This window comes from Lawsonibacter asaccharolyticus, assembly GCF_022453915.1.
GTDB classification, from domain to species: Bacteria; Bacillota; Clostridia; order Oscillospirales; family Oscillospiraceae; genus Lawsonibacter; species Lawsonibacter asaccharolyticus.
This window is the reverse complement of the sequence record NZ_CP091870.1, coordinates 2,534,180-2,544,822: the sequence shown is the minus strand read 5'-3', so window position 1 is coordinate 2,544,822 and position 10,643 is coordinate 2,534,180. Positions and strand designations below refer to the sequence as shown.

12 protein-coding genes are annotated in these 10,643 nt (G+C 64.2%); 4 read left to right on the top strand and 8 right to left on the bottom strand.

The window, feature by feature from the left end; genetic code table 11:
* Positions 1 to 69: 69 nt before the first annotated feature.
* Positions 70 to 1,209, bottom strand: coding sequence for an endolytic transglycosylase MltG (gene mltG / locus L9O85_RS12230; RefSeq protein ID WP_050623536.1), 1,140 nt, complete (start codon positions 1,207 to 1,209; stop codon positions 70 to 72).
* 122 nt (positions 1,210 to 1,331) lie between these two features.
* Here mltG and L9O85_RS12225 point away from each other — a divergent pair, with 122 nt between their 5' ends.
* A complete protein-coding gene (locus L9O85_RS12225; RefSeq protein WP_050623537.1) occupies positions 1,332 to 1,514 on the top strand; it encodes a hypothetical protein in 183 nt (60 codons plus the stop codon).
* Between the two features lie 79 nt (positions 1,515 to 1,593).
* Here L9O85_RS12225 and L9O85_RS12220 read toward each other — a convergent pair whose 3' ends face one another.
* Genes L9O85_RS12220 through L9O85_RS12205 form a run of 4 tightly spaced genes read right to left on the bottom strand, consistent with a single transcriptional unit; the run spans position 1,594 to position 4,117 of the window.
* Positions 1,594 to 2,169 (bottom strand): 5-formyltetrahydrofolate cyclo-ligase, encoded by a 576-nt coding sequence (locus L9O85_RS12220; protein ID WP_108980608.1) that lies wholly within the window; start codon positions 2,167 to 2,169, stop codon positions 1,594 to 1,596.
* On the bottom strand, positions 2,129 to 2,692 hold the full coding sequence (locus L9O85_RS12215; protein ID WP_050623539.1) for a DJ-1 family glyoxalase III: 564 nt from the start codon (positions 2,690 to 2,692) through the stop codon (positions 2,129 to 2,131). The genes L9O85_RS12220 and L9O85_RS12215 overlap by 41 nt, the downstream gene beginning before the upstream one ends.
* A gap of 13 nt (positions 2,693 to 2,705) precedes the next feature.
* Positions 2,706 to 3,383: a dTMP kinase gene (locus tag L9O85_RS12210; protein ID WP_050623540.1), complete on the bottom strand. Its 678-nt coding sequence runs from the start codon at positions 3,381 to 3,383 to the stop codon at positions 2,706 to 2,708.
* Positions 3,383 to 4,117 (bottom strand): WecB/TagA/CpsF family glycosyltransferase, encoded by a 735-nt coding sequence (locus L9O85_RS12205; RefSeq protein WP_050623541.1) that lies wholly within the window; start codon positions 4,115 to 4,117, stop codon positions 3,383 to 3,385. Before L9O85_RS12205 ends, L9O85_RS12210 begins: the two co-directional genes overlap by 1 nt.
* 64 nt (positions 4,118 to 4,181) lie before the next feature.
* On the opposite strand from L9O85_RS12205, the gene L9O85_RS12200 reads away from it, so the two are divergent.
* Together L9O85_RS12200 and L9O85_RS12195 are read left to right on the top strand one after the other, a co-directional pair.
* Positions 4,182 to 4,385 carry a hypothetical protein gene (locus L9O85_RS12200; RefSeq protein ID WP_301578752.1) on the top strand — a complete coding sequence of 68 codons (204 nt, stop codon included), beginning with the start codon at positions 4,182 to 4,184 and terminating at the stop codon, positions 4,383 to 4,385.
* Positions 4,382 to 4,972 (top strand): NAD(P)H-dependent oxidoreductase, encoded by a 591-nt coding sequence (locus L9O85_RS12195; RefSeq protein WP_050623542.1) that lies wholly within the window; start codon positions 4,382 to 4,384, stop codon positions 4,970 to 4,972. The genes L9O85_RS12200 and L9O85_RS12195 overlap by 4 nt, the downstream gene beginning before the upstream one ends.
* 58 nt (positions 4,973 to 5,030) lie before the next feature.
* On the opposite strand, the gene L9O85_RS12190 is transcribed toward L9O85_RS12195, so the two are convergent.
* Entirely contained in the window at positions 5,031 to 5,564 is a 534-nt protein-coding gene (locus tag L9O85_RS12190) for a hypothetical protein (RefSeq protein WP_301578750.1), read from the bottom strand.
* 197 nt (positions 5,565 to 5,761) lie between these two features.
* On the opposite strand from L9O85_RS12190, the gene polA reads away from it, so the two are divergent.
* Positions 5,762 to 8,443, top strand: coding sequence for a DNA polymerase I (polA, locus tag L9O85_RS12185; protein WP_301578748.1), 2,682 nt, complete (start codon positions 5,762 to 5,764; stop codon positions 8,441 to 8,443).
* A gap of 72 nt (positions 8,444 to 8,515) precedes the next feature.
* On the opposite strand, the gene L9O85_RS12180 is transcribed toward polA, so the two are convergent.
* Together L9O85_RS12180 and L9O85_RS12175 are read right to left on the bottom strand one after the other, a co-directional pair.
* Entirely contained in the window at positions 8,516 to 10,039 is a 1,524-nt protein-coding gene (locus L9O85_RS12180; RefSeq protein ID WP_277102778.1) for a PepSY domain-containing protein, read from the bottom strand.
* The gene (locus L9O85_RS12175; protein ID WP_301578747.1) at positions 10,039 to 10,614 is read right to left on the bottom strand and encodes an RNA polymerase sigma factor; all 576 of its coding nucleotides are present in this window, start codon (positions 10,612 to 10,614) and stop codon (positions 10,039 to 10,041) included. The genes L9O85_RS12180 and L9O85_RS12175 overlap by 1 nt, the downstream gene beginning before the upstream one ends.
* Positions 10,615 to 10,643: the final 29 nt, after the last annotated feature.

Sequence of the window (10,643 nt, the reverse complement as noted above, 5' to 3'; positions counted from 1 at the left end):
CATAGGAGCCGCGCCTTTTCAACAGGTCGAGCGGGCCCCGGAAGTCGTTCCGGGGCCCGCTGTAAATCGTCAGCCGCCGCTGTAAAGCGCCTGGGTGGACATGAAGGAGGTCATCTCTCCGTAAGTGTTGAAGAAATGGTGCTTGTCGTCGTCGCCCAGGGTATAGTAATAGTAGGAGGTGCTCTCCGGCTCCATAGCGGCCTTGATGGATTCTAGGCCAGGGTTGGCGATGGGGCCGGGGGGCAGGCCGGGATACAGATAGGTATTGTAGGGGGAGTCGATGGACTTGTCCGCCTCGGTGGGCACCTTGCCCCCGTTGAGGTAGGCCAGGGTGGCGTCGATCTGAAGGTAGCCGTTGGTGCCGGCGGAGGCACCGGGGTTGTTCAGGCGGTTGTAGATGACGGAGGCGATCTTCCCCCGGTCCTCACCGTCAGTCTCCTTTTCAATCATGGAGGCCACAGTGAGCACCTCGTGGATGGTGCGTCCGCTGTCCGCCACCTCCTGGCGCATCTCATCGGTGAACTGGGCGTCGAAGGTCTGAAGCATCTTGTTGATGGCGTACAGGGGATTGTGGGGCGTGTAGAACTCGTAGGTGGCGGGGAACAGGTAGCCCTCCAGCCGCTCGGGGTCACCCAGGGGAATGTCCTGGAGGAAGGAGAAGGCGTAGTCGTGGGTGGCCGCCGTCTCGTTCAGGTCCTCCACCGTGGCCACCCCCTTCTCCTCCAGGAGCTGGAAGATCTGGGCTACCGTGTAGCCCTCCGGGATGGTGACATCCACCACTGCCCGGGAGGCGGAATTGGCGCTGATGCCGGAGATCAGGGCGCGGTAGTCCATGTCGGAGTTCAGGGTAAAGGTGCCGGAAGAGGCGATCTTGTCCTTGCCGCCGGTGATGGCGGAGAAGAGCTTGAAGAGAGATTTGTACTCGATCAGGCCGTTGTCCTTGAGCATATCCACCACGTCGTCATAGCTGTCCTCCGGGGTGATGGTGACGGTGACGGAGTGCTCCTCCTTGTTCAGGGCCAGCACGTCGCTGGCGGCGATCCAGCCCACACAGGCCAGCAGAGCGGATACGCCGATGACGGCCACAGCGTAGAGCACAGCAAAGCTGGCGGAGCGGGCGGCACTGCGCCGGCGCCGGGGGGCGGGGGAGGAGGACCGGCTGCGCCGGCCGGCCTCCCGGTAGTCTGAGTTTCTGCGTTCCTGAGGCATAGGGTCAGCTCCTAACAAAATTTCCTTCCCCGTGGAACCGGGGACAGGGGTGGGCCATAGAATGGTACAGAGGCGAGAGACCGGCGACGGTCTCGGCCGACTTTGAGTGAGGTGAATGTTTCATGTGCTTTGGAAACAACGGTTGCGGCGGTAACAGCTGTCTGTGGATCATCCTGATCCTGATCATCATCTGGGGCTGCGGCGGAAACAGCTGGGGCTGCAACAGTAACTGCGGCTGCAACAGCTGCGGCTGCGGGAACAACTGCGGCAACAGCGGCTGCGGCTGCGGCGACAGCTGCTGCTGAGGCGGACTACATCCGCTGGAGACAGGCGGGGCCCTCCGGCCCTGCCTTTTTCCTGCGGGGCCGGCGGACAGGCAGGGGCTCAGAAGCGGAGGACCCGTCGGTCCGTCACCAGAACATGGACCCCCAGGTCGTGGGGCTCTACCGGCAGACTCCGCTGGAGGACGCACTCCCGGCACAGGCCAACGGTGGTCCCGGAGAAGCTCTCCAGCCAGCGGTCGTAGTAGCCTCCCCCGAAGCCCAGGCGGCGTCCGCCCTCATCATAGCACAGAGCGGGGACAAGGGCAAGGCCGATCTCCTCAGGGCGGATCAGAGGGGCCTGCTCCGTGGGCTCCTGGATGCCGAAGTCGGAGATGGCCATGGGCAGCTCCGGGCGGTAGACCCGGCACTCCATCCCGAAGCCGGGGACTACCCGGGGCAGACAGACCGTCTTCCCCAGCTTGGTCAGCGAGGCGGCCAGAGAGCCGGTGTCCGGCTCCAGGCCGGCGATGCCCCAGAAGAGGAAAAAAGTGCCAGTCTGCCGGACCTCCGGCAGGGAAAGAAATGCCTGGAACATGGCCCGGTCTCCGGCCGTCCGCTCCTCCGGGGAGAGGGTGGTGAGCAGGCTGCGGACGGACTTACGCAGTTGTTTCTTCTGTTCCGCGGTAGTGGATGGCATGTTGGACCTCCTTTGCTTTTTCGGCGCCGGCGAGGATCTCGATGAGCTTGAGGGCAAAGTCAAAGGCGCAGCCGGCGGAGCGGGCGGTGATGATGCGTCCGTCCACTACCACAGGACACTCCGGCCGGACCACGGCGGAGCCCATCTCTCCCTCCATGCCGGGGTAGCAGACCGCGCTGCGGCGGTCCAGCAGCCCAAGGTGGGCAAGCAGGGTGGGGGCTGCGCAGATGGCGGCCAGATAACAGCCCACAGTGTGGGCTTTCTGGATCAGGGCCAGGGCGAACAGGTCCATCTGCATGGACTCCACGCCCCCCTTCCCTCCGGGCAGGAGCAGCATGTCCTGGGAGGAGAGGACGACCTGCTCCAGCGTCAGGTCGGCGGCAACAGCGATGCCATGCCCGCCAGCCACGGTGGCGGCGTTCAGCCCCACCAGGGAAACAGGCAGTCCGGCCCGGCGGAGCAGGTCGGCGGGGATCAGGGCCTCGGCCTCTTCAAAGCCTTCGGCCAGGAGAATATAAACCATGGGGAGCTCCTTCTTAATTCAGATTCAACAGGGGGGAGACCAGGGACCAGACCTCCCGGTGGATCTCCTCCACCGTGCGCAGACGGCCGTCCCCCGTGACGCAGGGGATGACCTGCCAGCCCAGGAGCCGGGCAGCCTGGAGGGCGCTGTCCCGGCAGGCGGCCAGATAGTCGGGGTCCACCTCGTGGATGTCCCCCTGAGTGTGGGTGGCTGCCTCCCGGCTGCGGAGCAGCTCCAGGGAGCAGCGGGTAGGCATATCCAGATAGAGGACCAGGTCGGCCCGGGGCAGGCCCAGCTTGTCGTGCTCAAAGTCGTCCAGCCAGCCCAGAAAGGCGGGGCGCTCCTGAGGGGCGCACTTGGCCCCCTGGTGGACGGCATTGGAGGTAGTGTAGCGGTCGGTGAGGATCAGCCCCCCCTGGGAATAGTATTCCCCCCATACTTTTTTCAAAGAGGCGTACCGGTCCACCGCATAGAAAGCGGAGGCGGCGTAGGGATTCACATCCCCTGGGCGGGAGCCGAATTCCCCGCCCAGATACATGCGGATGAGGGCGGATGAGGGCTCTTGGTACTGGGGGAAGACCAGGCGGCGGAAGGGGGTGCCCGTCTGTTCCACCCGGGCGCACAGCGCCTGAAACTGGGTGGACTTGCCAGAGCCGTCCGTCCCCTCAAAGACGATCAGCTTTCCCGGCATCAGCTCCGGCCCCCCTTGCCCCGGAGGCGGGCCCCCAGAGATCTGGTCAGTACCAGAGGCAGCTTGGCCATCCGGCCGATGCGCTTGGGCTCCCGGCTCAGGCGGTAGGCCCACTCCAGCCCCATTCTGCGCCACTTCTCCGGTGCCCGGTCCACGTTGCCGGCAAAGACGTCCAGGGCGCCGCCCAGGCCGATGGCCAGCTTGGCGCCGGTGAGCGCGCCCCACCGGGCCATCCACTTCTCCTGCTTGGGCGCGCCCAGGCAGACGAACAGAAGGTCGGGAGCGGCCTGAGACACCGCCCGGACCACGGGGGCCTCGTTATCAAAGTAGCCGTCATGGGTGCCGCAGAGGACCAGATTGGGGTACTGGGCACAGATGCGGCTGCCTGCCTCCTCCGCCACGCCGGGCTTGGCACCCAGCAGGAAGAGGCGGCCCCCCATCTCGTTGAGCTGGGCCAGCATGTCAGCGGCAAAGTCGATGCCGGGTACCCGCTCCTTCAAAGGTGTGCCCAAAATTTTGGCGGAATAAACCACGCCGATGCCGTCTGGCAGGACCAGATCGGCCTCGTTCAGGATGCGGCGGAACTCTGGGTCCTTCTCTGAGGCCAGGATAAATTCAGGGTTGGGGGTCACCACATAGTGAAAGCTGCCAGAGCGGAGCAGGCCGGCGCCCGCCTGGGCGGCCTCCTCCCGGGTGAGGTCATCGAAACGGATGCCCAAAATATCTGTTTTCAAAGTGCTTCCTCCAGAACTTGAACAGAATACAGCCCGGCCGGGCAGCGGGCCCGGGGGCGGGATCATGCAGCATAAACAGCCCTGCCCGCAGGCCAGGACCGGAAAAATATCGGGGATCTCCGCGATTCTCCGGGTATTATATCATGGGAAAACGGAAAAGTCTATGAAAAAGCACGGGAAAGACAGAGCGTGGTTGACGCCGGGGCTGAGAAGGGGCATAATGGAGAGAAAATGGGCAGAGGCCCGAGGAAAAGGAGAACAGGCATGAAACAGGTACTGTGGATCAACAGCTGTATGAGGGGGGCGGGACAGTCCCGGACGCTGGAGCTGTGCCGCACATTTTTGGAGGAACTGAGGGTCCGCCGCCCGGGGCTGAAGGTGGCGGAGCGGGACCTGACCAGGGCGGAGCTGCCCGTGATGACGGCGGAGCTGTCCCGGCGCAGGGAGGAGCTGGCCGCGGAGGGGCGGGAGGACCCGCTGCTCCTCCCCGCCCGGGAGATGGCCCGGGCGGATCTGGTGGTGGTGGGAGCCCCCTATTGGGATCTGGGATTCCCGGCGGCGCTGAAGGTCTATCTGGAGTGGGCCTGCACACTGGGGATCACATTTGGATACACACAGGCGGGGGAGCAGCGGGGGCTGTGCCGGGCAGAGCGGCTGATTTATATTACCACCGCCGGCGGGCCGCTGGAGGATCGGAATTTCGGATATGAGTATGTCAGAGGGGTGGCTGGGATGCTGGGGATCATCAATACCCACTGCGTCGCTGCCCAGGGACTGGATATCCGGGGCAATGACCCGGAGGCCATTTTGCGGGAGGCCCAGGAGCGGGCCGCCCGGCTGGCCGCAGAGATTTAAGAAAACACAGCCGCCAGTACGCTGGCGGCTGTGTTTTCTTCTGTGATGCGGCGGGAGTTCATGTCTCCACAACGAGATAGCCGTTGCCCAGCGCCCAGCAGCGCAGGCCGCGCGCCTCCAGAGCGGCGGTCCCGCCCCGGTCCAGCTCTGCCCGGATGGTCCGGGCCTCCTCCGGGGTGCGGACCGTGTACTGCACATAGGAGTTTACAGAGAAGGGGGTGCACAGATCAGCTGCCTCCGCCAAGGGATTGTCAAAGGCGACGGAGGTCAAAACGCCCCCCTCGTAGAACTTGGAGAACCCCATGTTCTCATCCGTGACTGCGGTGATCTCTCCGTTCCGGACTGTGACGCGGCATCCGGAGCCGCCGTAGACCGTGGCGCCGTCCGCCTCCTGAGACAGGACATCAAGCTGGCCCTGCTCAAAGGCCCATAGCGGTCCGTCCCCCTGAGTGAGAACCTCCATCCGCTTGGCGTGCAGGCACAGGTGATAAAAGGTCAGAGAGAACACCACGATGGTCACCAGCACCACGGCCGACAGCAGGGCGGCCAGTCGCCCACGGGTGAACCGGAGGGAAGAAGCCTTTCGCTCCATTACTCATCAGCCTCCTGACAATAAAAGCTATGACATATTCGGGGGGAACTCTGTCCTCAGAATACCATACAAGGGGAAAAACTGCAAGGAGCCAGGGGGGCTTTTATCTTGTTTGCCAGGGGAAAAGCTGATATACTATACAATAAATCATTCGATCATTCCTCCGGCTGCGGGCCGGAAACAGGAGGACAGACCCTATGAAAAAACTGATGGTCCTGGATGGGAATTCCATTGTCAATCGGGCCTTTTACGGCGTGAGCCAGAACCTGACCACCCGGGACGGCCAGCCCACCAATGCGGTGTTCGGCTTTCTGGCCATCCTGAACAAGCTGCTGGACGAGTGCGAACCTCAGGCACTGTGTGTCACCTTTGACCGGAAGGCCCCCACCTTCCGTCATCTGGCCTATGAGGGCTATAAGGCCACCCGCAAGGGGATGCCCGACGAGCTGGCCAGTCAGATGCCCATCCTGAAGGAGGTCCTCGCGGCCCTGAACATCCCCATGTACGAGCTGGACGGATGGGAGGCGGACGACCTCATCGGCACCATCTCGGTGAAGGATACTGCTGCCGGGTGGGAGACCGTGGTGGTCACAGGGGACAAGGACTCCCTCCAGTTGGTGACAGAGACCACCACCGTCAAGCTGGTGTCCACCCGCATGGGCCGTACCGCCACCCGGGATATGACCCCGGAGACCTTTCAGGAGGAGTACGGCTTCGGGCCCATCCACATTATCGATCTGAAAGCCCTCATGGGGGATGCCAGCGACAACATCCCCGGGGTGAAAGGGGTGGGGGAGAAGACGGCCATGGCCCTGGTCCAGCGGTATGGATCCATCGACCTGCTGTACGCGGCCATGCCGGAGATTGAGATGGCCGCCGGCACCCCAGCCAAGCCGGGAGTGGTCAAAAAGCTGGCCGAGGGGGAGGAGATGGCCCGCATGTCCCATGATCTGGCCACCATCCGCACCGACGCTCCCATCGAGTTCACACCGGAGGCAAACCTGCGCCGGGAGCCGGACCGGGCCGCCCTGTACCAGCTCTTCCTCCGGCTGGAGTTTGCCAAGCTCATCGATAAATACAGACTCACCGCACCCCAGGGAGAGGGGGATACAGAGACGGCCCCGGTCACCGGAACCTGTGAGAGCGAGGTGGTGGAGAGCCGGGAGCGGATGGAGGAGCTGCTTGCCCTGTGGCGGGGGCTGGACCAGGTGGATGTGCTGGCTCTGCCCGGGCTGGACACCGTGTGCGTGGAGTGGCAGGAGAGTGAGAGCCTCTCCCGGGCGGCGCTGTTTTTCGCCGGCCGGCTGGACTGCCACAACCAGTTCTTGAGGGAGCTCTTCGCCCCAGGCATCCGCAAGGCGGCCCATGGGGTCAAGGAGCTTTGGAAAGCCCTGCTGGACGAGGGGATCGAGCCCGGGGACTTCATCTTTGACACCGAAGTGGCGGCCTATCTTCTGGCCCCTACTGACGGCAGCTACGAGCTGGAGAAGCTGGGGATGACCTACTACAACCAGGAGTTCCCCAAGGCCGCCGCCTATCTGGAGGAGGGGGCCTTCGGCCCCCTGGCCGACCCGGCGGCCCCAATGGGCGCCCTGATATCCCACTGCGCCCTTATCGGGGCCCTCCACCAAACGCTGAGAAAGCGGCTGGAGGAGCTGGACCTGTGGACGCTGTACCAGCAGATCGAGCTGCCCCTCTGCCCAGTGCTGGCAGAGATGGAGCGGGAAGGGATGCTGGTGGACCGGGGGGCGCTGATCCGCTTCGGAGAGATGCTCTCCCAGGGGATACAGGGGGCCCAGGCAGCCATCTTTGCGCTGGCGGGGGAGGAGTTCAACATCAACTCCACCCAGCAGCTGGGCCGCATCCTCTTTGACCAGCTGGGACTGCCCCCGGTGAAAAAGACCAAGACTGGCTACTCCACCAACGCCGACGTGCTGGAGAAGCTGCGGGGCCAGCACCCTATCATCGAGACCATCCTGGAGTACCGGCAGCTGACCAAGCTGAAATCCACCTATGTGGACGGGCTCTCCAAGGTGATCGGGGCGGATGGGCGGATCCACACCTGCTTCCAGAACACAGTGACCGCCACCGGGCGGCTCAGCTCGGCGGAGCCCAACCTCCAGAATATCCCCGTCCGAACCGAGCTGGGGGCGCAGCTGCGGAAGATGTTCGTGGCGGGACCGGGCAAGGTGCTGGTGGACGCGGACTACTCCCAGATCGAGCTGCGCCTGCTGGCTCACATGGCGGAGGACGAGCACATGATCGGCGCCTTCCGTACCGGGGAGGACATCCACACGATCACCGCCTCCCAGGTGTTCGGAGTGGAGCCGGACCAAGTGACCGGAGAGATGCGCCGCCGGGCCAAGGCGGTAAACTTCGGCATCGTGTACGGCATCTCCCCCTTCTCCCTGTCCCAGGACATCGGGGTGTCGGTGGCGGAAGCCAAGGAGTATATGGATCGATATTTCCTGAAGTATGCCGGGGTGCGGGCCTATATGGACCGGGTAGTGGAGCGGGCCAAGGAGGAGGGCTATGTCTCCACACTGTTCGGCCGGCGGCGCTGGCTGCCGGAGCTGAAGTCCTCCAACTTCAATACCCGCTCCTTCGGGGAGCGGGTGGCCCTGAACATGCCTATTCAGGGAACGGCGGCCGACATCATCAAGCTGGCCATGCTCCGGGTGCGGGACCGGCTGAGTACGGAGGGGATGGAGGGCCGGCTGGTCCTCCAGGTCCACGACGAGCTGATCGTGGAATGCCCGGAGGAGGAACAGGGGCGGGTGTGCGCCCTGGTGGAGGAGGAGATGGAGCGGGTGATCTCCCTGTCTGTCCCTCTGCTGGCGGAGACTTCGGCGGGCAAGAGCTGGGCGGATGCCCACTGAGGGGAAAACAGAAAAAACAGGGGAGCCCGGACGGACCGTTCAAGTCCGTCCGGGCTCCTTGTTTTGAAAAGCTCAGTCCTTCTCACGCTCAAAGGAGAGGATGGCACCGTCAGAGGCGGCAATGTCGTAGCTGTACTCCATGCCGCCGGCCTTGAACTCCACCTGGTACTCCAGATGGTCGTCCTCCCACTCCCGCTCTGCCTCCAGCCCATAGACCTGGGACTGGGAGAGCCCAGCATGGGCCAGAGCGATGGATACGGCCTGGTCCTGGCCGATGTCGGCGGAGGAGGCGGAGGGATGTGGCTCCCTCTCGCTCTTGCGGATGTCCCCGGTGGCGCCATCTACCGTGTACTCATACTCGGTGGTATCCACCCAGAACTTGACCTCATACTCCAGACGGCCGTCGTCGTACTCCCGCTTGACCGACAGGGAGACCACATCCCCCTCCGTCAACCCGGCGTGGGCCAGGGCGGCCTCCTTCGCTCCCTGCTCACCGATGTCGGCGCCGGAGGGAGCGCCGCCGGAGGGGGCGGAGCCCCGGCTCTCCTGCTGGGATTTCACCACAGCCCCGGTGAGGGCGTCGATGTCGTACTCATACTCGCTGCCATTGGCATAGAACTCCAGCTCATAGACCATCCTTCCATCCTCATAGTCGAAGTCTATCTCCAGTACAGTGGCCTGGGCGGCGGAGACGCCGGCGTGAGAGAAGGCGGCAGCCTGGGCGGCTTCCACGCCGATGTAGGCGCTGTCGCTGGCCTGGCCGGAGGTCTGGATCATGCCGCTGCTGGGTAGTGTCTGAACGGAAGAGGAGCCGTCGCTGCCGCCGATGACGCCAATGTCCTCGGGGTCGGCGGGGCGGAAGGAGAAGAGGGAGGTATAGAGCAGGTTCAGGTCGTTGATGGGCAGACCCACCAGCTCCTCAAAGGTGTAAAGGCCGGAACTGCTGTCTGCGATGGTCTGGATCAGGGCCGCCTTGCCGGCGGAGATGCCGTACTCGTCCGCCTTCTGCTGGAGGGCATCATTGTGCTGGAAGGTCTGGGAGAGGATGGCACCGTTCACCTGGGCACTGGCCAGGACGGCGTCCGCCTGGCTGGTCAGCTCCTGCTGGAGCCGGGCGCCCCGGGCGGTGTCCTCATCTTCCACCGTAATGAGGATGGAGTTGGCCAGCTCGTCCACATAGCCGTTTTTGACCAGGGAGCCCACGATGGCGTTCATGGCCACATCCAAGGGGGTCCCCTTCAGCTCCATGCCATCCAGGATATCCACCGCATCCTCGTTGGTGGGGGCGGCGGACAGCACCTTTTCCTGCCGGTTCACCGTCAGCTCCACACCGGGGTTCACGTCCAGGGAGATGATGGAGGCTACGGTGTTGGACTGGAGGTAGTAACCGACGCCACCTCCCGTCACAGCCAGCACAAGGCAGGCGGCAGCGGCCAGAGGGAGCCAGCGGTGCTTCTTGGGTCTGGCCCGGGCCGCCGTGATGGGGATCGCACCGCCCTGACGGGGGGCACAGCGGGAGAGGACCCCCTCCACATCGTTGGGGGCCGCGTGTTCCAGAGCGGCGCGCAGGCGCTCTTCCAACTGGCGTTCTGTCATCAGGCGTCATCTCCTTCCAGAAGCAGGTTCAGTTTCTTCAGGGCCCGGCGGTATTTGGACAGGACTGTGGCAAGGGGGAGCTCCAGCAGCTGGGCGATCTCCCGGTGCTTCAGGCCGGTGACCGCATGGAGCATGACCACCTGCCGCTCCTGCTCGGACAGGACGGAAAGGGCGGCGCGGAGGACGTGGCGGTCCTCCGTGGTGACATCGGGGGCCCGGGCGGGCAGGGCGGACCACTCCTCGTCGGTCAGCTCCTGGGTCTTCCCCCGCTCCCGCAGCCTCATCAGAGCCAGATTCCGGGCCACGGTGAGCAGCCAGGCCATAGGCTTGCCCTGGGGGCGGTAGCTGGCGGCGGTGTCCCAGATGCGGACAAAGGCGTCCTGTGTCACGTCCTCGGCGTCCTGGGGGTGCTTCAAGTAGGAGAGCACCAGACCGTAGACTGCGGTCCGGGTCCGGTGATAGAGTTCCTCCAGACTGTGGGAATCCTTGGCTGCCACCCCCAGCAGCAGCGATTCCAGGTCCTCCCGGGCGGAGGGGGCCCCATATGTGGTTGTCAAAAGTCCAAGCACTGTCATGGACACATTCTCCTGTCATCCTTAAAATG

Excerpts from the sequence above, each read along its gene's own strand:
- mltG (WP_050623536.1), bottom strand. The coding sequence starts at position 1,209 with ATGCCTCAGGAACGCAGAAACTCAGACTACCGGGAGGCCGGCCGGCGC.
- L9O85_RS12225 (WP_050623537.1), top strand. The coding sequence starts at position 1,332 with ATGTGCTTTGGAAACAACGGTTGCGGCGGTAACAGCTGTCTGTGGATC.
- L9O85_RS12220 (WP_108980608.1), bottom strand. The coding sequence starts at position 2,169 with ATGCCATCCACTACCGCGGAACAGAAGAAACAACTGCGTAAGTCCGTC.
- L9O85_RS12215 (WP_050623539.1), bottom strand. The coding sequence starts at position 2,692 with ATGGTTTATATTCTCCTGGCCGAAGGCTTTGAAGAGGCCGAGGCCCTG.
- L9O85_RS12210 (WP_050623540.1), bottom strand. The coding sequence starts at position 3,383 with ATGCCGGGAAAGCTGATCGTCTTTGAGGGGACGGACGGCTCTGGCAAG.
- L9O85_RS12200 (WP_301578752.1), top strand. The coding sequence starts at position 4,182 with ATGCAGCATAAACAGCCCTGCCCGCAGGCCAGGACCGGAAAAATATCG.
- L9O85_RS12195 (WP_050623542.1), top strand. The coding sequence starts at position 4,382 with ATGAAACAGGTACTGTGGATCAACAGCTGTATGAGGGGGGCGGGACAG.
- L9O85_RS12190 (WP_301578750.1), bottom strand. The coding sequence starts at position 5,564 with ATGGAGCGAAAGGCTTCTTCCCTCCGGTTCACCCGTGGGCGACTGGCC.
- polA (WP_301578748.1), top strand. The coding sequence starts at position 5,762 with ATGAAAAAACTGATGGTCCTGGATGGGAATTCCATTGTCAATCGGGCC.
- L9O85_RS12180 (WP_277102778.1), bottom strand. The coding sequence starts at position 10,039 with ATGACAGAACGCCAGTTGGAAGAGCGCCTGCGCGCCGCTCTGGAACAC.
- L9O85_RS12175 (WP_301578747.1), bottom strand. The coding sequence starts at position 10,614 with ATGACAGTGCTTGGACTTTTGACAACCACATATGGGGCCCCCTCCGCC.